The sequence below is a fragment of the Paenibacillus sp. FSL H7-0703 genome, from assembly GCF_038003485.1.
GTDB classification, from domain to species: Bacteria; Bacillota; Bacilli; order Paenibacillales; family Paenibacillaceae; genus Paenibacillus; species Paenibacillus polymyxa_B.
The window spans coordinates 4,162,062-4,183,229 of record NZ_JBBOPF010000001.1 but is presented as its reverse complement, the minus strand read 5'-3'; the positions used below and the strand labels follow the sequence as shown (position 1 = coordinate 4,183,229).

Annotated in this window: 22 protein-coding genes; 11 read left to right on the top strand and 11 right to left on the bottom strand. The window is 43.1% G+C overall.

The genetic code is table 11. The annotated features are described in order from the left end of the window. Window positions 1-156 precede the first annotated feature (156 nt). Window positions 157-492: a winged helix-turn-helix transcriptional regulator gene (locus MHB46_RS18515; protein WP_013312049.1), complete on the top strand. Its 336-nt coding sequence runs from the start codon at window positions 157-159 to the stop codon at window positions 490-492. A gap of 148 nt (window positions 493-640) precedes the next feature. Here the strand turns inward: MHB46_RS18515 and MHB46_RS18510 are convergent, their stop codons facing one another. After that, window positions 641-1,033 carry a winged helix-turn-helix transcriptional regulator gene (locus tag MHB46_RS18510; RefSeq protein WP_039273904.1) on the bottom strand — a complete coding sequence of 131 codons (393 nt, stop codon included), beginning with the start codon at window positions 1,031-1,033 and terminating at the stop codon, window positions 641-643. A 149-nt stretch (window positions 1,034-1,182) separates the two neighbouring features. Here MHB46_RS18510 and MHB46_RS18505 point away from each other — a divergent pair, with 149 nt between their 5' ends. Continuing rightward, window positions 1,183-1,701 carry a DJ-1/PfpI family protein gene (locus MHB46_RS18505; protein ID WP_341163064.1) on the top strand — a complete coding sequence of 173 codons (519 nt, stop codon included), beginning with the start codon at window positions 1,183-1,185 and terminating at the stop codon, window positions 1,699-1,701. Window positions 1,702-1,894: 193 nt separating this feature from the next. Then, window positions 1,895-2,596 carry a YoaK family protein gene (locus MHB46_RS18500; protein WP_341163063.1) on the top strand — a complete coding sequence of 234 codons (702 nt, stop codon included), beginning with the start codon at window positions 1,895-1,897 and terminating at the stop codon, window positions 2,594-2,596. A 12-nt stretch (window positions 2,597-2,608) separates the two neighbouring features. Here MHB46_RS18500 and MHB46_RS18495 read toward each other — a convergent pair whose 3' ends face one another. From MHB46_RS18495 to MHB46_RS18480, 4 genes are all read right to left on the bottom strand, one after another. Next, the gene (locus MHB46_RS18495) at window positions 2,609-3,784 is read right to left on the bottom strand and encodes an alanyl-tRNA editing protein (RefSeq protein ID WP_341163062.1); all 1,176 of its coding nucleotides are present in this window, start codon (window positions 3,782-3,784) and stop codon (window positions 2,609-2,611) included. Between the two features lie 331 nt (window positions 3,785-4,115). Beyond that, window positions 4,116-4,547 carry a universal stress protein gene (locus MHB46_RS18490; protein WP_023990396.1) on the bottom strand — a complete coding sequence of 144 codons (432 nt, stop codon included), beginning with the start codon at window positions 4,545-4,547 and terminating at the stop codon, window positions 4,116-4,118. A gap of 35 nt (window positions 4,548-4,582) precedes the next feature. Beyond that, window positions 4,583-5,785 carry a CynX/NimT family MFS transporter gene (locus tag MHB46_RS18485; RefSeq protein WP_341163061.1) on the bottom strand — a complete coding sequence of 401 codons (1,203 nt, stop codon included), beginning with the start codon at window positions 5,783-5,785 and terminating at the stop codon, window positions 4,583-4,585. A 251-nt stretch (window positions 5,786-6,036) separates the two neighbouring features. Further along, on the bottom strand, window positions 6,037-6,603 hold the full coding sequence (locus MHB46_RS18480; RefSeq protein WP_023990398.1) for a helix-turn-helix domain-containing protein: 567 nt from the start codon (window positions 6,601-6,603) through the stop codon (window positions 6,037-6,039). A 315-nt stretch (window positions 6,604-6,918) separates the two neighbouring features. Between MHB46_RS18480 and MHB46_RS18475 the strand changes: the two genes are divergently transcribed. The 3 genes from MHB46_RS18475 to MHB46_RS18465 all read left to right on the top strand — a co-directional run bounded on the left by MHB46_RS18475 (window position 6,919) and on the right by MHB46_RS18465 (window position 10,144). Continuing rightward, window positions 6,919-7,452 carry a MarR family winged helix-turn-helix transcriptional regulator gene (locus MHB46_RS18475; protein WP_341163060.1) on the top strand — a complete coding sequence of 178 codons (534 nt, stop codon included), beginning with the start codon at window positions 6,919-6,921 and terminating at the stop codon, window positions 7,450-7,452. Between the two features lie 138 nt (window positions 7,453-7,590). Next, window positions 7,591-8,910, top strand: a complete 1,320-nt coding sequence (locus MHB46_RS18470) for an HlyD family secretion protein (protein ID WP_341163059.1) — start codon at window positions 7,591-7,593, stop codon at window positions 8,908-8,910. After that, the gene (locus tag MHB46_RS18465; RefSeq protein WP_341163058.1) at window positions 8,894-10,144 is read left to right on the top strand and encodes an ABC transporter permease; all 1,251 of its coding nucleotides are present in this window, start codon (window positions 8,894-8,896) and stop codon (window positions 10,142-10,144) included. The genes MHB46_RS18470 and MHB46_RS18465 overlap by 17 nt, the downstream gene beginning before the upstream one ends. 122 nt (window positions 10,145-10,266) lie before the next feature. Here the strand turns inward: MHB46_RS18465 and MHB46_RS18460 are convergent, their stop codons facing one another. Continuing rightward, entirely contained in the window at window positions 10,267-10,827 is a 561-nt protein-coding gene (locus MHB46_RS18460; protein WP_160789910.1) for an NAD(P)H oxidoreductase, read from the bottom strand. 161 nt (window positions 10,828-10,988) lie between these two features. Between MHB46_RS18460 and MHB46_RS18455 the strand changes: the two genes are divergently transcribed. After that, window positions 10,989-11,384, top strand: a complete 396-nt coding sequence (locus MHB46_RS18455; RefSeq protein WP_025721442.1) for a winged helix-turn-helix transcriptional regulator — start codon at window positions 10,989-10,991, stop codon at window positions 11,382-11,384. A 41-nt stretch (window positions 11,385-11,425) separates the two neighbouring features. Here MHB46_RS18455 and arsC read toward each other — a convergent pair whose 3' ends face one another. The 4 genes from arsC to MHB46_RS18435 form a co-directional block, all read right to left on the bottom strand. After that, entirely contained in the window at window positions 11,426-11,845 is a 420-nt protein-coding gene (arsC, locus tag MHB46_RS18450; RefSeq protein ID WP_160789912.1) for an arsenate reductase (thioredoxin), read from the bottom strand. Window positions 11,846-11,870: 25 nt separating this feature from the next. Continuing rightward, window positions 11,871-13,160: an arsenic transporter gene (locus MHB46_RS18445; RefSeq protein WP_245248335.1), complete on the bottom strand. Its 1,290-nt coding sequence runs from the start codon at window positions 13,158-13,160 to the stop codon at window positions 11,871-11,873. Between the two features lie 87 nt (window positions 13,161-13,247). Then, window positions 13,248-13,598: an ArsR/SmtB family transcription factor gene (locus tag MHB46_RS18440; RefSeq protein WP_160789908.1), complete on the bottom strand. Its 351-nt coding sequence runs from the start codon at window positions 13,596-13,598 to the stop codon at window positions 13,248-13,250. Between the two features lie 81 nt (window positions 13,599-13,679). Then, window positions 13,680-15,272, bottom strand: a complete 1,593-nt coding sequence (locus MHB46_RS18435) for an alkaline phosphatase family protein (protein WP_341163057.1) — start codon at window positions 15,270-15,272, stop codon at window positions 13,680-13,682. A 185-nt stretch (window positions 15,273-15,457) separates the two neighbouring features. Here MHB46_RS18435 and MHB46_RS18430 point away from each other — a divergent pair, with 185 nt between their 5' ends. The 4 genes from MHB46_RS18430 (at window position 15,458) to MHB46_RS18415 (ending at window position 19,826) form a co-directional block, all read left to right on the top strand. Continuing rightward, complete coding sequence (locus tag MHB46_RS18430; RefSeq protein ID WP_069290455.1) at window positions 15,458-16,231, top strand: alpha/beta fold hydrolase; 774 nt, start codon at window positions 15,458-15,460, stop codon at window positions 16,229-16,231. A 293-nt stretch (window positions 16,232-16,524) separates the two neighbouring features. Continuing rightward, entirely contained in the window at window positions 16,525-18,030 is a 1,506-nt protein-coding gene (locus MHB46_RS18425; protein WP_341163056.1) for an alpha/beta hydrolase family protein, read from the top strand. Window positions 18,031-18,117: 87 nt separating this feature from the next. Next, the gene (locus MHB46_RS18420; RefSeq protein WP_341163055.1) at window positions 18,118-18,291 is read left to right on the top strand and encodes a helix-turn-helix domain-containing protein; all 174 of its coding nucleotides are present in this window, start codon (window positions 18,118-18,120) and stop codon (window positions 18,289-18,291) included. 308 nt (window positions 18,292-18,599) lie between these two features. After that, window positions 18,600-19,826: a sugar efflux transporter gene (locus MHB46_RS18415; RefSeq protein WP_341163054.1), complete on the top strand. Its 1,227-nt coding sequence runs from the start codon at window positions 18,600-18,602 to the stop codon at window positions 19,824-19,826. Window positions 19,827-19,834: 8 nt separating this feature from the next. On the opposite strand, the gene MHB46_RS18410 is transcribed toward MHB46_RS18415, so the two are convergent. Then, entirely contained in the window at window positions 19,835-21,052 is a 1,218-nt protein-coding gene (locus tag MHB46_RS18410) for a macrolide family glycosyltransferase (RefSeq protein WP_341163053.1), read from the bottom strand. Window positions 21,053-21,168 lie beyond the last annotated feature (116 nt).

The following is a 21,168-nucleotide window of genomic DNA, read 5'->3' as shown; positions in this document are numbered from 1 at the left end:
TATTTACATCTTAAGTTCCGTATCGAATCCAATAAGTTACTTTATGTAACAAAGTATATTTATATCATGTCGTTTCGTCAAGTAATAAATTTATGTAAAGTAAAATCATTTACTTTTAACAGTGAATCGTTAATAATAGGAGCATGAGGTGATCATATGAACATTCCGCAGATGTGCCCACGGTTTGAAAAGGCTATGGAGCTACTAAGCAAGCGTTGGACGGTGTTGATCGTATTTCAACTAACTAATGGTCCGCAACGTTTCGTCGCTATTGAGAATTCAATTCCTAATTTAAGTGGAAAGGTCCTTTCGGACCGTTTGAAAGAGCTGGAGGAAGAAGGAATCATACAACGTATGGTTTATCCTGAGAAGCCTGTACGGATTGAATACTCTCTTACAGATAAGGGACGCGATTTAGCTCCTTTGTTTGACCATATCGGTACTTGGGCTACACGCTGGATTGAGGTTCTACCAGCACTTGAACAGCAATGATTCTTATTGAAGCAGCTTCACGGCTACCGCTATTGTTCCTAGACTAATATGATAAAAACACAGACTGCTAACATGCCAAAGAACGCCTTTGCTCTAAGTACAATTGTACTCATAGTGCAAGGCGTTCTATTTTTCATATGAAGGAACTTTAAACGTTCCCCTCACCGCTGCGTTGCATTTCCTCACGAATGGATTGCACCCGTTTTTTCCCCCAGTCATACATCATCTCCACAATCGGTAAAATCGTCATTCCTAGCTCGGTCATCGAATACTCCACCTTTGGAGGTACCTCGGGATACACTTCCCGGTGCACAATACCGTCCTCCATCAACTCCCGCAACTGATTGGTCAGCACTTTATGCGACAGCTTCGGAAACAGCCTTTGCAGGTCACTGAAACGGTGCGCTCCTTCCACACCCAGATGCCATAAAATGACGACCTTCCATTTTCCGCTTAACACTGACAAGGTTAGTTCCTTTTCGCAGTTATAGTCTCCGTTAACGATCTTTTCCCGTATTTCTTCTCTCAGCGTATCAGTCATATATCAACTAACTCCTTCTAAACCATCATGGTCTTGCACTTTAATAGTAACCTGCAGGTAACCTCCGTACTTGAAAGTGCATTCTTCACAGCCTGACGAGTCCACCCTACAATAGTAGATAACGTTACACATTCAAGGAGGAATAAAGTATGAGTAAAAAAGCTCTTTTTATTATACCCCCAGAGCGCTTTAATGAGGATGAATTGTTTAAACCAAAGGAAGCACTGGAGCAAGCAGGTGTTACTGTGACGCTAGCTAGTACAAAAACAGGCGAAATCACGGGTGACTACAACGGTAAAGCGACAGCTGATCTTGTTTTTACAGACGCTATGCTGGCTGATTATGATGTAGTATCTGTGATCGGCGGATCAGGTACGAATGACCATCTGTGGAATAACGCGGATCTCCAAGCTCTGCTAAAACAAACTCATGAGCAAAAGACTTTATTGGCTGGCATCTGCGCAGGCTCTGTAGCCGTGGCTCAAACCGGACTGCTCTCTGGCAGAACGGCTACATGCTATCCAGTGGATATACAAAAAGATCAGCTCCAATCGCATCAAGCCGAATATGTGGCGCAGCATGTCGTTGCGCATAGCGATATTATCACGGCCGATGGCCCGGATGGTGCTGAGGAGTTTGGTAAAGCCCTCGTTCAAGCTCTGCAATAAGCACATTCTCGAAGTTCCAGGTGGCACTTTAAACAACACTGTAACAAGCCGCATCACGTCCTTTCTATTGTATGGGACCTGATGTGGCTTCTTTGTGTCATTTTCATGCTAAAGTGACTAATTTAATTGTATGGTCCTGGATTTTCGTGTTAGCTTTAAAGAATCGACGTTTAGCATAGGAGGCTTATATGCCGTGATTATGAAAGGCAAAATCCATTTACATCAGGTAACGTCCGAATCGTTACGACTGGGCGCCTTACTATCATTAGTAGGGGGCTTTTTGGACACATATACCTTTGTTGGAAGAGGCGGTGTTTTCGCCAACGCACAGACAGGCAATATCGTGCTGCTGGCTGTCAAAGTCATTCAGGGGAACTGGATTCAGGCGTTATCCTATATCCCACCCCTGATCGCCTTTTCACTGGGCGTTTTTGTTGCTGAAGGGATTAAACGAAAATCAACCCATCGTTTAACTCCGGACTGGACCCGCACAATTATTTTACTGGAAATTGCGATTTTTTTCATCGTGGGACTGATTCCGCAAGGAGTTCCCAATACGGTAGTGGTGGTGATCGTCTCGTTCGTCGCTTCCGTGCAAATGACTTCCTTCCGCAAGCTCATTGATGTGCCGTACACCTCCACGGTCAGCACCGGTAACCTTCGATCAGCTATCGAGGCTGTCTATGTCGCTATGACGACCAAGGACACGAACGCTGCCATTCGAGCGATGCGTTATGGTGTCATCTTGGCAGCCTTCTTGGTAGGAGCCTTGCTGGGGGGATTTCTGACTTTGACGATTGGGGATAAAGCCGTTTGGGGCGCTGTTGTTGTACTTATTTTTTCGTTTATTTTATTTACAGAAGAGGAAAAGTGGAAGCTGCCGCTGCGTCACTAATCCTCCATTACATCAGCCCTGAATGAACTGCCGCTGGGCCGTTTCAAAGAAATTCAAAAGGTCTTCGCGGGACGCGAATGCTGCCTGAGCAGATTGGTTGCTACCGCCCCCCTTACCGTGAAACGCGCCCAGATTCTCTTTCAAAAATGCTCCGCAGGCAACAGACTGGGTGCCGTTATGTGCCAGAATGATTTTGTTTTCTGCTGTTGTGGCAAATAAAACAAGCAGATCATGCTCAGCTGTTAGCTTGGTAGCCAATTGCTGCATGTCCTGAAGGGATTTTTGCTCGAATACATGAGCAAGAACATGCCCCTGCACAGCAGATAGCAACTCTTTCGCCTGGTACGAAGCATTTTCCTCTTGTAGGAGCTCCACTTGCGCCTTAAGCTGCCTATGCTCCTGCTCCCACTTTTCGAATCGGGTCAAAATATCTTTTCGCCCGGTATTGAACTTCGTAGATAACACGTCCAATATCTGAACACTATCGTTAAAATCCTGGAGTGCGCGAACGCCACATTTGAAATGGATTCTTGCCATCCCCTTCTGCTTCTCCCATTTTAAGCATTTAATGATCCCAATTTCCCCGGTCTGAGCTACATGTGTGCCGCCGCAAGCATTATATTCAATGCCCTCGATCTCGACAATCCGAATATTTTCTGTCACTTTGGGCGTTTTCACCAGCGGAATATCCTTCAATTGCTCACTGGTTACAAAAAAACTTTTTATGCTGCGATTACTATAGATTTGCTGATTTACTTCCTGCTCGATTGCCGATAGCTGCGCAGGCGTTACATCCGAACAGTTCACATCAATCGTGGCATATTCTTGTCCCAGATGAAAGCTTTCAGTACGCGCACCCAACAACTCCAGACAAACCGCTGACAGCAAGTGCTGCCCGCTATGCTGCTGCATATGATCAAATCTGCGCTCCCAATCCAATTGGCAGGCTACTTTCCTATCCTCCGGCAAATGCTCTACCTGATGCCAAATATCCCCATCCTCGAGAACAACATCTAATACACGGACGCCCTGAATTGTTCCTGTATCACAAGGCTGGCCTCCGCCATGCGGATAAAAGGCCGTTTCCTCCAGCATAACCAAATATTTTCCGTCTCTTTCCATGCTCTGTGTAATATGAGTGTCCCACTCCGTAAGATTTGGAGCAGTGTAGTATAATTTTGTCGTCATTCCAGATTCCTCACTTTTAGGTTCTTTGTCTCGTACGATATCCACTTATTATCAAGCACTTCATTGTAAATATCAATGTAGGGAAAAGCTTGAACCATGGCACGAACAACTGTAGAAAGAAAATAAAGTACTAGACTGGATATGTTGGTCCCACGCGACATTTCGAATTATAAAACCGTCAGATCTCGTAAAAAAAGTATTAGACTGGCCCCAGCTATAAAAACAGCGGCAGCCGTGGACGAGAAAATAAAGTCCTAGACTGTCGCTGTTTTATTGAACTAAAGTTCTCCGTTAGTATAACAATGCATCATCTTTACGGTTCCCGAAGGAGTTAATGCACAATGAGGACTGGGCAACTTGATAGCTGTGAAACCTTGTGGCTGACACTTCCAAGCATCATTTCTTTTATGCCACTTAGCCCACGGCTTCCAATAATAATGAGTTGCTGCTTGGAATCTCTTGCATAATTTAATATTTCATGTGCAGGATCTCCCTTAAGATGAAGTGTTTCCGGGTTAATCCCCGCAGATTCTAATTTGGATTTGGCTTGTTGCAACTGTTCCAAACTCGCTTTCTCCATTTCGTTCAATATTTCTTCCAAGAAATGCCCTGGTAAATATGTCATGCCATTCGATACATATTCCTGGCTGACATTAACCAAGGTAACTTGAGTTTGTTTGTTTCGAGCTATTTCAACGGTTGCATCGAGGAGTTTGTTCGTTATTTCAGCTTTATCAATTGCCACAATAATTTTGTCAAACATATTTATCGTCCTTTCCGTGGCAGATCGTAACTATTTCAGCTACCTACAAAACGGTTTCTTGCTGCTCCTATACCGACTAAAAAGAGTAAGACCGAAGCGCCAAGCAGAATGAAAAGTGGCAGATTCCAACTATTTGTCGCATCATGCAGAAATCCTATAAGGGCAGGACCGATTGCGGCAAGAAGATATCCGATCGATTGCGCCATGCCAGACAGTTCCGCTGCTTGATGCGCATTTTCAGTACGTAAACCGAAAAACATCATGGACAAACTAAAGGCGCAGCCTCCACCAATTCCGAGTATTATAATCCACAACAGAATGATATTGGAGCTTCCGTATAGAAGTCCGAGCGTTCCCGTTAAAAGCAAAATGATTGTGATGACCACTAACAAACGTTGGCTAGACATGCGCCCAGCAATAACGGGGACAATAAAGGTAAATGGAAGCAGAGCTAACTGCATTATCGAGAGGTACCATCCTGATTGGTTTGAGCCAATTCCTTGCTGCTTTAAAATTTCAGGCAACCATGCGATCAACACATAGAAAACCATGGACTGTATACCCATAAACAAGGTTACTTGCCAGGCAAGAGGGGATCGCCAAACATTCACATCGTTGCTGGCCATCTGTTGACTCGTCGTGGTTGTTTGCTTCGTTTGATTTCTTAATTGGGGTAACCAACAGAGAATCGATACAAAGCTTAGAATCCCCCATATTCCCAATGCTCCCTGCCATTTTAGACCTGCGTTCACGGCTAGCGGTACACTGATTCCCGATGCGATTGCTCCAAATAAACTCATTGAAATTGAGTAAACACCTGTCATGGAGCCAATTTTATTTGGGATATCCCTTTTGATTAAACTTGGCAATAATACATTACATACGGCAATTGCGAATCCAAGAATTGCTGTCCCAATATATAGATTAGCTGCGCCAGATAAAGAACGTATTACAATGCCAACAGTCAGAACGATTAGGGCAATCAAAATGATACGTTCAATCCCATACCTTCGTCCAAATTTGGGTACTAGAGGTGATAATAAAGCAAAGACAAGCAAAGGTAGCGTTGTTATCAGGCCTGCTACTGTATTTGAAATACGAACGTCATCCCTTATGAGACTCACTAAAGGACCGACTGAGGTTAAGGGAGCACGTAAATTAGCTGCAATAATAATAATGCCGAGAATTATCAGTCCTATAGAGGATGGTACGGCTTTTATATTTTGTTTGTTCGACATTCTTCATTTCTCCTTACTAAATTCATACGTAAAATTTGTTTCCTGCTGATTGAAAAACTATGAAATAACATCCGCGCGAACAATAATAGTATAGTATAATATATTATTTTTAACAATAATTATTTTATGATATATTATTTTTAACAATAAGTATTTTATAACACACATTAACTCATCTAAAAACAAAAATACAACTCTGAATTCCCGTCATGGAATTCGGAGTTGTATTTAATAAGTGGAATTTTCGACTTTTAGAAACCATACTTTAAGGATATATGGAGCACTGTTTCGCTATTCGTACGATTGGTATAAGAGTGAGGACAATCTGCACGAAAACTGATCGTATCATATTGATTCAATGTGTAAATCTCTCCATTGACTTGAATTTCAATGGAACCAGTCATTACTGTCGCAATTTCAGTTGTATTCACATGATGACCTTCAGGGTGATACGAGCTATTCGGCTGTAAGTAAGCCCGACACATTTCAATATCGTTGCTTGCGTTTTTAAAGACCGGTTCAATGATCCAATTTTTTTGATCATTAGAAAACCGCAGTCCTTCGCCTGCTCGATACAAACTAACAGGGTCTTCTGATTTCAACAAAGCTAATAGCGGTAAAGATATGCCTTTTGAAATTTTCCATATAATCGCCAAAGTTGGATTTGTATCGCCACGTTCGATATTCCCCAGAGTAAGTTTGCTTACACCCGTTAATTCCGCTAAGTCGTCTAAGCTCATGTTTTTTTCTTTTCTGTACTTTTTCAAGACACCGCCGATTTGTAATACAATTTGTTTTGATTCATCGATTTCATCCATTTGATATTCACCTCAACAAAAAACAATTATAGCTAGTATACTGTTTATCTAGACTCTTTTCCATACAATTAGTATGGGATGGTGGACTACACTCCTATGCAAAATTCTGACGTCTATGTAACTAATCTGCCAGTTAGCTTAATGAAGCATCGTCAGTCTAATACTTTATTTTCTTTTGACAACAACCTCCATATAGTGAAAAATCTACATGACGATTAACAAAATTTAGCTTGAAATTCATTTTTGAATAGATTAAGATTAGTCGGCTAACTAATTTGTTGATTGGAACATACTGTAAGGAGAAAGGAGAACCCTATGGATTTTGATTTACGGGACTTGCCCACTCGTGAGGCGCTACAAGAATTTTCTAAGCGTATCCCCGAGATTGATGTAAGAGCGACGGAAGCTATGCTATTTTTTATGCGGGTATCTTCCAGGGTCTTTAAAGTCAGTTTTGAGGGTTTTGAGAAGTACGGTATATCTCATGGTAAATTTTCGATATTAATTCTTCTGTATCGCAACATCCATACAGGGTTACTGGCTACAGAGCTTGCGGAAAAAGTAGGGGTTAGCAAGCCAACCGTTACCGGTCTCGTTGACCGTCTGGAACGCGATGGGCTTATTATTCGATCTGTTCATCCTTCCGACCGCCGTATGAGCATTGTTAAACTGACCGATCAAGGAACAGAAATGATGGAAAGACTGCTGCCTATACATTTTACAAGCACTTCCACACTGATGAGCCACCTGTCCACCGATGAAAAAGAGCTGCTCCTGACGTTAATGCAAAAAATAGAAAGCGGCATCCCTCAAGCAAAAGAGATATATAAAGCAGCAAAACCAGAATAAGTTTTAATTTTGCGCTTTAGTTAGCCGACTAACTTTTAAATTATTAAATAAAAGAATAAATAAAATGTACATATCAGGATATTTATTTATTCGAGTCCCTGTTTAACTCATTTTATGAATTTAAGGAGCGTATTACTCATGAATCGCACACAAGTCACCAGCCTCATCATCCCTCTCATTTCTATCGCCTGTCTTATCGGCGGGGGGTTCCTACTCCAGACCAACGGACAAGATCAAGTCAATGCTTCTCGATCCGTTAAAGGCACAACACTAAATGCGGATAGCATTCATGTATCGTTTGAACAAGTAGGAGGCAAAATCCTGAACATCCCGGTAACAGAAGAAACTAAGGTGAAAAAAGGAACTGTCCTTATGACTTTGGATTCCACAGATGTGGATCTGCAAATTGAGCAGCTGCGGACACAAATCGCCCAGTTCAATACGCAAATCAGCCAACAACAACAATCCATCCATTTAGGGTATACACGAGCAGCAACTCAGGAAAAACAGGCACAGCTAGATATCGCGCAAGCTCAAGTGACTGAGCGTAAAAGTCAGGCGGCATTGCAGCGGGCACAAGCGGCTGAGCGTCAAGCCACTGCTGCGGAACAACAGGTCAATAACGGGGCTCGGGCTGAAGATGTTCAGCAGCAACGAATTGCCGTAGCTTCAGCCACCAAAAACGTTCAGACGGCGCAGACCAACTATAAGCGTAATAAAGCACTCTATGATGCAGGAAGTGCATCCAAAGCAGCGTTGGATGATGCCGAATCCTCTTTGACTTTAGCGACAAATCAGTTAAGCCAGCAAAAAGAGTCTCTTCAAAAGCTACTTCATGGCGCCACTTCTGAAGAACGTATGCAGGCCAGTGAACAGACGACACAAGCAGCCGTTTCGGTAAAACAAGCCGAGGAAGAAATTCGCGGTGCCCAATTGTCCGTCGATCGTTCCAAGACCCAGCTGGAAACCATTCAGCAGAGTCGTCAACAGTTGGCCGATCAGAAGCTGGCTATTGACCTCTTAAAGCAACAAAAAGACACACAGGAAGTTCAGCTTAAAACGTTGCTGCTCAAAAAAGAACGCCTGGTGTTAAAAGCACCACAGGATGGCAAGGTGACTTCGATTAGTACCAAAGTCGGCGAAAATGTGGCGCAAGGGGCTCCTGTGATTACCCTGGAAACCAATGATTTATATTACGATCTCTATGTGAATGAAGAACAAGCGGGGAAATTCAAGGCCAATCAAGAAATTAAAACTCATATCTCTGGTCTCAATAAGGACCTGAAAGGTACGGTACGCTATGTAACTGCTGCACCACAATTCGCTAATGTGAAGATGTCCCGTGAAAAAGGAGAAGCAGATACCGCTACATTCCAGGTACGTGTATATGTAACAAGAGAAGCAGCTTTGCTACCAGGCATGACCGTTGAGGTGAATACAAATGAAATCTCTTCGTGATGAATGGTCGTATCTGGTTCACTCCAAGTATCCGATCATAGCTATTATCTTCCCGTTGATTGCCGTACTGGGGTATTCACTGTTGCTCCCAAGCAGCCAAATTAACGACGCTAACGTGGTAGTAGTGGATCAAGATAACACAGCTTACAGCCGTGAGTTCATTCAGAAAATAGATGCTTCCCCGTATATGAACGTAGCTGAGATTGTTTCGTATACGGACAACCCTGAACAGTATTTTTATCATGAGCAATATTTGGCTGTTATTTCCCTACCGCATGGTTTAGAGGATAATCACAATCGTTCCCTTTCCAGCCGCGTGGGTCTCATTCTCGATAATACCAATGTTCAATCTATTACTTCGATTCGTACAGCTATGCAGGAAATTAGCGTTTCCGAGAATATGGAACTGTCTGTTCCAGCTATGTTGAAAACAGGGATGAACGCAGAACAGGCTCAAGGGGCCCTCAATGGTATCGCCTTGGAAGTGCGTTCCCTGTTTAATCCAACGAATGACTATCAGAATACGACGATACTTGCATTCACTTGTATGTTCTCTTTTATGATACTGAATATAAATAGTTTACCTCTGGTCGCCAGACTCCGAGTTTCCAAGAGGCTGGCTTCTGAGCTGCAAAATCCATTCAACATCCTGCTGCGTATGCTTCCTTATACGCTGTTTTCGACGGCTGGCTTAATCTTCTCTCTCGGGATGCTTAAAGTGTTTGGGGGAGGCCGTTTCGAGGCCAATCCAATTCTCTTTATAATTCCAGTTGTCCTGTATGTATTCGGTACCGTTTGTATCAATGTCCTGGTTGCATGGGGCGCTGCACATCCGGGAATAGCCATTGGCAGAATGGTGATGATACTCATGCCTGCTTTTGTTCTATCGGGGGCTGTTCTTTCCAGATCACTGTTTCCACCTTTAGCGATTCAAATCGGTGATTTCTTCCCCTTTGTATGGATGTATAAATTCCTGCGCACCATGGGTCTGCGTGGTGCACCCTTGCAGGAGATGCTTCCCGAACTCGGTTCTCTGTTACTATATGTGGGTGTACTCTCCATGCTGGTGATCGCCAGAGCCCTATGGGAGAAACAGAAGCTGGCCAAGCAGACTGCGGGCACTGCTTCTGAAAAGGGATTACCACATCCCGTTATTCCAGCAAGCACACCTGGCGGCGGATTATCTATGCAAGGGGCACCGTCAGCACCTATGCACGAGCCTGTAAAAGGATAGAGTCTCGTCTGTAAAATAAAAAAGGGTTAAGTGCCGTCTAACGAGCCTTAACCCTTTTTCAATAATCAGGATTTTGCGAAATCCTCAATAATATTAAATTCTCATTGTTATCAGAATAGAATTCACTTATATGCCAGACCTAATTGATAAGCGTGCTCCAGTAATCCTTCAATGTATTCTTTCGATTCGGACAAAGTATCATAGAAGAACTCCACCTTGGACTCTCTTACTCTTGCGTAACCAGCAATGGCTTTATTCAAATAATTAGTAACCAAATCGTGATATTCATACTTGATCAGATGTTCTTTCGTCCCTCCCGCCAAGCACATCCACAGAACCTGCTTTGTCGTGAACTCCTGAAGTAAACCTATGTTCCACACTTTATCCAGGTATCCTTTTAGCATGGACGGGACACTATACCACCATAATGGAAACACAAAGACTAGAGCATCCGCAGCCACTATTCTATCCATCTCTTTCCGTGTTTCAGGAGCATATTGTTTATGGGGCGTATTCCAATCCAGCTCATCTGCAGCGCTGTACACCGGATTGTATCCATCCCGATCCAAGTCCAAAATATCTACCTCGTGCTTATTCTCTTTCAATCCCTCTACAAAACGATTCATGACCGCAAGAGTAAGTGAATCTTCTCTAGGATGCGTGACGACCAATAGAACTTTCATGTATCCGTAACCTTCTTTCTCCTCATAATTGTTGAACCCTGTCTACAGATGCTATTATGGATGTTATACATTAAAGTGTGAAGTACGCACTTCAATGTACTGTAGGTACTTTAAGGTTCCTTAGTGCCTTTTGTACTACAGGTCGGAGAGGGGGAAAGTCTATGGAAGACAAAGCCAAAACCTATATGCTCGGGATCGATGCAACTTTGGAGGTCATCAGTGGAAAGTGGAAAGGCATTATCCTACATCATTTAACCAGCGGCAGAAAACGTACATACGAACTTCGTCAACTCATTCCGAAAATCACCCAAAAAGTGCTCACCCAACAGCTTAGAGAGCTTGAAAAGGATGGAATCATCCACCGCATCATTTATAACCAAGTTCCCCCCAAAGTGGAATATGAGCTTAGTGAATATGGATGGGATTTTAAAGATCTGCTTGATCGTTTTTGCTTATGGGGAGAAGATCATTTGGATAGGATCTATGGAGATAAAACAAAGGTACTGGAAGAGTATTCTGTGAAGGAAAAAAACGCCAAACAAGCACCACCTCTTTAAGGAGGCGTGCTTGTTTGAAATACTATAGCTGTGCACCTTGTTTATTCACCAGTCTCCGCAAATTTCCGAATACGAGCCCCAACTTCATCCCGTACACGCTGGAATACGCTCCATTTCTCTTCTTCTGTTCCTTGTGCTTTAGCCGGATCATCAAACCCCCAATGTTCACGACGAACGTGCGGAGGTGTGATAGGACATTTATCAGCAGCATCTCCGCACAAGGTCACAACGAAATCCGCGCTGTTCAGCAAAGCAGGATCTATAATATCTGAAGTTTGACCGGAGATATCGATCCCTATTTCATTCATCGCTTGCACCGCTTTAGGGTTAAGGCCGTGTGCTTCAATGCCCGCACTGTATACATTCCAACGGTCTCCCAAGTATTTTTTGGCCCAGCCTTCTGCCATTTGACTGCGACAAGAATTACCAGTGCACAAAAAGTAAATTTTCTTCTTTTCCATCATTACCGTCTCCTTCAATGTTCAATTATGAAATGATTAACCACAGATATAAGCCCAGTAGGGTCATAAAAAGTGTAGGAATAGTTAAGATGATACCCGTTTTAAAATAAGTCCCCCAAGAAATTTTCACGTTTTTCGAACGAAGCACATGCAGCCACAATAATGTGGCTAACGAACCGATTGGGGTTATCTTCGGCCCGAGATCCGACCCAATGACGTTAGCATAAATCAGTGCCTCTTTGACCATACCTGTTGTATGGGTGGCATCTATAGCAAGCGCATTAATCATGACTGTAGGCATGTTATTCATGACCGACGAGATAATCGCCGCAATAAAACCCATGCCCATGGTGGCCACAAACATACCTTGATTGGCAACCGCTTGAATCACATGGGCCAGCAGATCCATCAAACCGGCATTACGTAGACCATACACCACAACATACATTCCGATGGAGAAAAATACGATAGCCCATGGAGCGCCCTTAATGATTTCTTTCATCGGCACTGCAGGGCTTCTACGCGCCATCAATAAGAAAAAGATAGCAATAATACCGGCCACCACCGAAACGGGAATATTAAAAAATTCGCATGCAAAGTAGCCAACGAACAAAACCGCGAGAACGATCCAGGACATACGGAACATCTTTGGATCTTTAATCGCTTCCGCAGGCCTGATTAATTGTGTCGCATCAAACGTTTTAGGAATCCTTTTACGAAAAAAGAGATACAGTACTCCTATACTGGCTGCTAAAGAAAATAAATTAGGTATAATCATGCGACTCGCATATTCCATAAAGGTGATCCCAAAGAAATCGGCTGACACAATATTAACCAAGTTGCTGACCACAAGCGGAAGCGACGTCGTGTCTGAAATAAAACCGCTCGCTATGATAAAAGGAAACACCATTTTCTCATCCAATTTAAGTGCCCGAACCATCGCCAGTACAATCGGTGTCAGTATTAAGGCGGCACCGTCATTCGCAAAAAAAGCAGCAACAACGGCGCCAAGAATGGTCACATAAACAAACATCCGGGTTCCGCTTCCTTGCGCAGCTCGTGCCATGTGAAGCGCCGCCCATTCGAAGAAGCCTATTTTATCAAGCACCAACGAAATCAGAATAATGGCTACAAAAGCCAGTGTCGCATTCCAGACAATATGAGTAACTTCCCAAACATCATGCAAATCGACGACACCCACCAGCAAGGCGAGTATGGCACCGCCGCAGGCAGACCATCCGATGGACAAATTTTTAGGCTGCCAGATCACCAACACTAAAGTGGCTAAAAATATAATGCATGCCAACAAAATCAATGTTTTAAACCCCCATTACATTACCTTATAAACATATACTTATATTAAAAACACCGTTTATCCCCAAGGATATAAACGGAGTAGCCTTTAGGATGAACAAGCTGAGGAATCCGGTCCACAAGATGCGATCGGCTCCTCTTTATTCAGCCCTTTTAAAATCTGCTTAGAGTCTGGCATACTCTCAAGAACAGCTTGAATATGCGGCTTATCGTCTACATTTAAGGAATAGTATACCCACTGACTTCGTCGTTCTTCTTTTACAATCCCTTGCGACTTTAATTTTCTCAAATGTTGGCTAATTGCTGGCTGCGACATATCAAAGATATCTACAAATTCGCAAACACACCATTCTCTTTCTCTTAGCAGGGAAAGCATGGCCAAGCGGTTTTTATCTCCCAGTAGCTTTAAATGATCGGCTACATAACCAAGTTGCTCCAAAGTGTGACCCCCTTCCGGTTATATAACTACATGCTTATATGCTAATGGAGTTCAATCTTAATATCAAGAACCGAATAATACTTATTCGTTTACCAATTGCAGAATCCAGTCTTTTATATCCACAATTCGCAGTGTTTTGGGGCGTGTATTCGTTTCGGAAATAATTAATGGGACAAGGGAATCCTTTTCGTGCAGCGATCCATGAGCACCTCCACCGATGTGGGTGGGAGAACTTTCACCGACGAGTTCATATCCGGGTTGGACCGTGACGACAACATATCTTCCTTCATGTGAATTCATTGCCCCGTGTAACCTCGCCAAAACGTCTGGATATTTTCCATATTTGATCCGGTTGTTGTTTATCGTAATATCCACTAGATTTGTTTGACCCGATAATGTCCATGATTGTCCATATTCATCGGTCAATTTCCCACCGGGACGATAAGAAAACAGGCCACCATTTTTCCCCTTTGTAACATGAATATGGTTTGTACCATCTTTCATAGCGATAATGTCGAGCTTGTTCTCCTTTTGTAAAGACTTCACCACATCGGATAGCTCTACGTTATCGTTTATTGCATAGATATAGGCCATCCGTTCATTAGCGGCAATCACGATTTGGTCATCGTTTCTTACTGGTTGATTTAATTTTGCAATCCGGTAATGATTCAAAAGCGACTTTAAATCAACCGTTGCTACCTGTCGATCATTATAAATAGCGCTTTGCGCACTGTCACCCATGACAATCCATGTCGCATTGTTTACAGCCTGTTCCCACGAACCATATGCATTCAACACAGTTTGCAGTGCTTGATCCGCTTTTTCGATTCCCTCCAGTTGAGTCGGGCCCTTTCTATGCGCCAAATTATCATTCTCTGGAAAGTATGTGATGGTTACGTCTGGAAGTTTCTTCTGACTTATTAGAAAAGCGGTATCTTTTGCGGAAAATTCGTCGTTCATCCCAAATTTTTTCCACAAAGGAGTATTCCAGCTATTTTTCGGATTCAATTGTGCCAGAGCTGCATAAGATAACCATTTAGGTCCTGTTACTATCATTTTTTCTGGCACCCTGTTGCTATTCGCTATGAAGTCAGGCACCTTTAAGGCATGTTTCGTTTTCCCTCTGAAGACAACAGCATTGATGGACGCGGATTCTTTACCTTTGTCAGCCAATTCCTCATGTATGGTTTTCGTTTTTTTGTTCAAATGAACTTGGTTTAATTGGTAAATTGCGTCTAAGAATACTTGCAGTTGGTCTATCTTCAAGGCTTCTTTGGCACCATTGCCGTAGAGAATCATGCGTTTCTTTTGGTCGCTGTACCAAACAAGTCCAGGCACATGATGTTGGTCTGCATACGTTCCCGTTAATAATGTACTGTCGATTGTCACAGACATCGTAGGAAATGAACTCACTACCTGCGGGAAATATTGCCCATGTTTCAGGAGATATTGCATTGCCGGTGCGCGGCCTGCTTGAATCGCGTCTTGCAAAGGCTTATCCATTAACGAATCAATCAAGATCACAATGACAGGTTTTTTGCCCATTTGATTTACTGTGATAGGTGGCTTCACACTCTGTTGTTTTAACTGTTGACTGGAGTCCGCTCTACAGCCCAAGATCAACAACAATAAACTTAGCACTACTGCAATGGTAACTTTATTTTTCATACCCATGTATGTGTCCCTTTCTTAGAAAAACTTGATCCTCTTATTTTTTTCTTGTACTAAAAATATTATTCCTGCATTGGATCATCGGGACAAAGGTATCTCATACAAGCAATTAAAGTTAGACCTCCATGAATTTTTTGGATCTAATAGGCCAAATTTAAGATCAAACCATTCAGGAAGGGAGCATAACCATGACTACGACAAACATAAACGAATACTCCATGCATTATATGGATTCCGGTGAAGGAATGGCCATCCTATTCATTCACCCTCCAGTACTCACAAGCTTAAATTTCACATACCAAATTCAAGGACTCTCGCCCCATTTTCGAACTATAGCTTTTGATATCAGAGGACACGGTAAAAGTCAGCCTTCCGAGCAAACGGTTACTTACCCTCTCATCGCCCTGGATATTAAACATTTGATGGACCGGATGAGCCTTGATAAAGTATTTCTGTGTGGATATTCTACCGGGGGCTCGATAGTACTTGAATTCCTCTTGACTTATCCAGATCGGGCATGGGGAGGCATTGTTATCAGTGGAATGTCGGAAGTAAACGAATGGCGACTAAGAAATAAAATTTCTTTGGGCATTGCTCTTTCCAAAATCGGCACAATCGGTACGATTGCCCTTTCTAATGCTTGGTCACAAACGAAACAGCTATCTTTATTCCGTAAGTTATTCAACGATGCGAAGCAGGGAAATCCCAGGAATGTCGAACAATATTATCGATACAGCTTGAAGTACAACTGCACCTCACGGCTCGGGGAAATCCATCTTCCTGTCCTGCTCGTTTATGGTGAAAAAGATAAGCACTTTCATCCCTATGCCAAAATATTGCATCAACAATTACCAAATAGTGAGCTGGTTTTCCTTAAGAAAGCTGATCATCGCCTTCCTACGAAGGCCGCTGGATTATTGAATGAACTGATCAAGCAGTTCGTAGATCGGTTCAGCCTTTAAAGCAAATCCTACAGGATAATTCCACATACATATCTACATCCCACTCCTGTTACGTTAAGCGTCAAATAGCCCCCCACCTGTCAACATCCGTTGGCCATGACATGCGGCGGATGGGCATTCCTTTCCGGACCCCGGCCGAAAGGCAGGAATCAGCACATTACATGCCGTTTTCTGCGCCATCATCGCGCAATCTTACAAGAGTGTTAGGCAATTGTCATCTAGATCAATGGTATCAACCTAGCTGCTCCTCTATACTAATCCATTGATAGGATTATTTTTAAGGGGGAGTTGGCGTGAGGTTTTTTGAAATGCTGCTATTCTTTTCAAGTGCTTGTTTGTTGGCACTCCTGTTCATTATCAATCAACGTATCCGAAGACCAGCTTTGCTCCTGACAAGCGGAGCAGGCTCCATTTTTTTAGTGATACATTTGCTTGTCGAAGGATACAGGGTTCAGCTTTTATTTTTATACGGATTTACGATCCTGATGCTTATGCTCTCGCTTATAGACGTTTTCATAACGCTGAAAGTCGTTCGGACTGCCTCGCGAATCCGTAGGGTGCTGGGCCGCCTTTTTATCGTGATTGGGCTAATCGCAACGGCGTGCTTCCTCTATGTGTTTCCCGTATTCGACTTTCCGGCGCCAACCGGCGAGTTGAAGGTAGGCACGCAAGTCTTTCATTTCATCGATCCAAGCCGGGAGGAAACATTTGGCAAAACTGCGACAGGCAAAAGGGAATTGATGGTTCAGGTATGGTATCCGGCTCAAGCTGGCACCGACAAGTACGCTCCCTTTATTCCCGATACCCAGATTTTACGTTATATGGCCGCGGACTATGGCCTTCCCGGGTTTACTTTTCAACACCTGAAGTACGTATCCAGTCATGCTTATTCGGGGGCCGAAGTCTCTTCGGCACAGACTTCATACCCGCTGATCCTTGCGAATCCCGGCAATGGCTCTTCCAGGTTCCTCCACACGTCGCAAGCCGAAAATCTCGCGAGTCATGGATATATCGTGGCAGTGATCGACCACACCTACAATACATTTGCAACCGAGTTTCCGGACGGGCGAATCACGACCAGCACAACCAACGACTTATTCTCGCCCGCCCATGATTACCAGACGAGTAGAGGAAATCGCGACAAGTTGGGAAAAGTTTTAACCGGCGATGTGGCGTTTGCGCTGGACCAATTCGAGCTCATCCAATCGGGGCAGATTCTAAGTCATCTAAAAGGGAGGATTGATCTCGGTCATGTCGGGGTGTTCGGTCATTCCATCGGCGGAGCGACGGCCTATGACGCTTCTTACGATCCGCGAATCGCGGTTGGAATAGACCTTGATGGAGGGCTTTATCGACTGCGTGACAGAGAGGGTCTGCGAAAGCCGTTTTTGTTCATCAACTCGGAAAGCTATTTCGAAAAATTAAAAATGGTGATGGATAACCGGGTCTACACGGATGCAGAGCTTAACCGTATGGGCTCAACAAGAGAGTGGGAGGATCAAGTAACGGAAGATAAAAAGTTGGAGCTTGAACGGATGCGCGAAACGGTCGACGAAGGGGGACAAGTCCTCTATATCGAAAATACGGAGCATTTGAATTTTGCCGACGTACAGTTCATTTCTCCGATTTTCAAAATGCTGGGCATTACAGGAAAGATTGCGCCCGAAAGAGCGAACTCCGTTATCAATGCCTATATGCTGGATTTCTTCGATAGGTATCTGAAAAATCAAGGCGGAATCTTAATGAAAGGACCGGATAGCCGCTTTCCGGAGGTGAAGTTCGTAACCTCGCTATTATAAATTACGGAACAGGCTACTGATTTTGATATGCTCCCCTTCAAGTAGGCAGGTTTAATAAATAACCGCTACTTGAAGGGGAGTTTTCCTTTGTCTAAGAAGAACGCATACAATGCGATTGAGAAACTAGCCATCATACAGGAGTTAAAAGCAGGACAGAGCAGCCGTGTGGAAGTAGCAAAAAAACATAACATCAGCGTTACCACCTTAGTGAAATGGCGACATCGCTATGAGTTGTACGGAATGGGGGAGCGAAAGCTATGAGCAAGGGGCGGTCTACCAATCATCAGGAACGAATAGACATTGTTCTTTACTGTCTTGCCCACGATCATGACTACCGGAAGACAGCGGAACAGTCAGGTTAATCTCATGATCTCATAGCTAGGTTAGGAGTTGAAGGTGTGGAGAGTTTGACGCTTAGCCTGTTACTGTATCTTTGCCTGTATATTGACCTGCTCATCAAAGTGAAAAATAATATATAATATTTTACACCAAGTAAAGTACAAATTATGCTAAAGTCATATATAGTTTGGTTGGGATAGGTATGTATTCGGAAGGAGTGTAAAAATGAAATGCTAAAGCGTATTCAGAATCTTTTTGTTATCCCTAACTACCCATTGTTCATGATCTGCATGTTATTGCAAGGCATGGCTATATCCATCAGCGCACCTTTTTTAGCTGTATATTTTACAAGTACACTTGGCGTATCTGTGGGAACCTTTGGTGTGTTTACAGCGGTAACTTTGATTTGTGGCATATGGATAAGCTCTCTGATTGCCAAACGTTCTGATACCGGATTAGATCGTAAACAAATTTTGGTGATTTGTACGTTATTTAATGCCATAGCCTTTGCAGGATATCTTGTAATCCAAAATTTTTATGTACTTTTTGTTTATATGACGATCTTTACGGCCATTGGTGCTCCTGGGATGCCGCAGTTATTTGCCAGTGCACGTGAAGCAGTAGATCGCAGTAAATCTGCGGATCACGCCTTTGCTAATTCAACACTTCGGTCTATGTTTTCTCTTGGATTTATTACCGGGCCGCTTTTTGGTTCCTTTTTGATTGCACATACGGGCTTTAAGGGTATCTTTATGGGGACGACCTCTATTTTTGTTCTTATTGCTGTTCTTTTATTCTTTTTTATCCAGCAGCCTCCCGCTCAGCTTAAACATAAGAATCAACTTTCACTTCATAACATTACATTACATAAAAATATTGAGATTCTGATCCCCTTTTTAGTTCTTACTCTGCTCTATACGTCTCACTGGATGAACAGTTTAAATATTTCTTTGTTCATCATTCACAATTTAAAAGGTGACACGAGTGACGTTGCTCTAGTATCCAGTATTTGTGCCATTTTAGAAATACCTTTGATGCTCATGCTAGGCGTACTAGCAGCTAAATACTCCAACCGTTTGCTTGTATTTTTAGGGGCATTAACAGGAGTTGTCTATTATATCCTTGTCCTTATGTCTACGGAGATGTGGCAGCTATTCGTGGGACAGCTTCTTCTAGCTTTCTTTGTTGCAGTGATTTCTGCCATTGGCATTAGTTACATGCAGGATTTGTTACCCTCTCTTCCAGGGTACGCATCGACGCTATATTCCAATGCGACAACCATAGGAAGACTGGTAGGGAGCTTGATGGGCGGATTAACCGCTCAATGGATGGGTTACCGAAACACCTATTGGGTATGTTTGGCCCTAATTATCTGCTCCCTGGGTCTCCTGGCGATTTCAAAGAAATTAGAGTTTGGAAAATCTGCTGCTTTAAAAGAAAGGAATCACAGTATATAGACTGCGCCTTATTTTTCTATGGTGGAGAAATGACTCATAATTGTATCTGCAGCATGTCTATACCCACCAGCCTGGCGTAATGATTCACCGATCACATGAGCCTGTTCTTTATAGGTTGGATGACTCAATACCGCTAATAAGGCAGCTCTCAAACTAGCGGGTGTAAGCTCATTTTTATCCACAACAACACCCGCTCCCAGTTCCTGCACCCGACTGGCTACGATCGGCTGATCCGATGTTAAAGGAATCATGACCTGCGGTACATTGTAATATAGGGCTTCACTTGTACTGTTCATCCCCGCATGTGTAACAAAAGCGTCCACATGCTGAAGCATTTCCAATTGCGGAATATAAGGCTTGATTATAAAATTGTCAGGGATACACGGGGCCAAGGGCTCCATGTCTGTATAATTGCCTGAAGACAGCACAAACTGCACAGGCAAATCGCGAAATGCTGCAAAACAAAGCTTATAAAATTCCAAGTCTTTATTCAAAATAGTACCCATTGAAATGTAAACCGCCTGTGGATGCAGAACACGAAGTTGTTCGAACGGGAAAGATGGAGCATCTTTACGCGGTACAATAGAAGGACCTGTAAAAATAAAACTGTGATCCAGTTTTTCGGCTTGCGGTTGAAAATAGCGGCTTGTATAAACGATTCTTAAGCGCCCGCCATGAGGAGCAATCTCTTCTATAGCCGGAGCGTCAACCTGAAGCTCATTAGCTAGTTGATGCGTTATTTGCATCGTAGCCGTGTACAACTTTTTTACCTCCGGATCATTGTCATTCATGCCTTGCCCCGATCCCAACGGCTCTACGAAAGCAAAAGAAGCGATAGAGCACACAGCAGGGATTCCTAGCTTCTCTGCAATAATCGTTCCTCCCCAGCCCATCAAAGAATCATAGATTAAATAATCATAGGTTCTGTTTTCAATAACTCTCAAAACCTCTGGAATAATCGGAAGAATCATACCTTTTACCATCATGTACACAAATTGATAATGATGTTTGTATTCTGCTGGCTTTAAATCAGAGTCTTTAGAAAAAGCATCATCAACAAAAGGGTAGGTGATCATCTGTGCTCCTGTCTGTTGAATTCTCGTACGATATTCTTCCGTACACACATAGTCAACATCCTCCCCACTGTCTACCAACCTTTTCACTAATCCTAGTGTCGGATTAACATGGCCTTCAGCAGGCGTGATCACTACTAACACACGTGCCATACCTTACACCTCCAAATCAATAATAAATTACAATTTGAAATAAATGCACTTTTAACATAGCAAACATTTACCATATAAACAAGTATTTTCAACACCGAAAATTAAGTATGTATCCT

Bases quoted from the DNA above. Each gene is read 5' to 3' on its own strand.
- MHB46_RS18515 (WP_013312049.1), top strand. From the start codon at position 157: ATGAACATTCCGCAGATGTGCCCACGGTTTGAAAAGGCTATGGAGCTA.
- MHB46_RS18510 (WP_039273904.1), bottom strand. From the start codon at position 1,033: ATGACTGATACGCTGAGAGAAGAAATACGGGAAAAGATCGTTAACGGA.
- MHB46_RS18505 (WP_341163064.1), top strand. From the start codon at position 1,183: ATGAGTAAAAAAGCTCTTTTTATTATACCCCCAGAGCGCTTTAATGAG.
- MHB46_RS18495 (WP_341163062.1), bottom strand. From the start codon at position 3,784: ATGACGACAAAATTATACTACACTGCTCCAAATCTTACGGAGTGGGAC.
- MHB46_RS18490 (WP_023990396.1), bottom strand. From the start codon at position 4,547: ATGTTTGACAAAATTATTGTGGCAATTGATAAAGCTGAAATAACGAAC.
- MHB46_RS18485 (WP_341163061.1), bottom strand. From the start codon at position 5,785: ATGTCGAACAAACAAAATATAAAAGCCGTACCATCCTCTATAGGACTG.
- MHB46_RS18480 (WP_023990398.1), bottom strand. From the start codon at position 6,603: ATGGATGAAATCGATGAATCAAAACAAATTGTATTACAAATCGGCGGT.
- MHB46_RS18475 (WP_341163060.1), top strand. From the start codon at position 6,919: ATGGATTTTGATTTACGGGACTTGCCCACTCGTGAGGCGCTACAAGAA.
- MHB46_RS18470 (WP_341163059.1), top strand. From the start codon at position 7,591: ATGAATCGCACACAAGTCACCAGCCTCATCATCCCTCTCATTTCTATC.
- MHB46_RS18465 (WP_341163058.1), top strand. From the start codon at position 8,894: ATGAAATCTCTTCGTGATGAATGGTCGTATCTGGTTCACTCCAAGTAT.
- MHB46_RS18460 (WP_160789910.1), bottom strand. From the start codon at position 10,827: ATGAAAGTTCTATTGGTCGTCACGCATCCTAGAGAAGATTCACTTACT.
- MHB46_RS18455 (WP_025721442.1), top strand. From the start codon at position 10,989: ATGGAAGACAAAGCCAAAACCTATATGCTCGGGATCGATGCAACTTTG.
- arsC (WP_160789912.1), bottom strand. From the start codon at position 11,845: ATGGAAAAGAAGAAAATTTACTTTTTGTGCACTGGTAATTCTTGTCGC.
- MHB46_RS18435 (WP_341163057.1), bottom strand. From the start codon at position 15,272: ATGGGTATGAAAAATAAAGTTACCATTGCAGTAGTGCTAAGTTTATTG.
- MHB46_RS18430 (WP_069290455.1), top strand. From the start codon at position 15,458: ATGACTACGACAAACATAAACGAATACTCCATGCATTATATGGATTCC.
- MHB46_RS18415 (WP_341163054.1), top strand. From the start codon at position 18,600: ATGCTAAAGCGTATTCAGAATCTTTTTGTTATCCCTAACTACCCATTG.
- MHB46_RS18410 (WP_341163053.1), bottom strand. From the start codon at position 21,052: ATGGCACGTGTGTTAGTAGTGATCACGCCTGCTGAAGGCCATGTTAAT.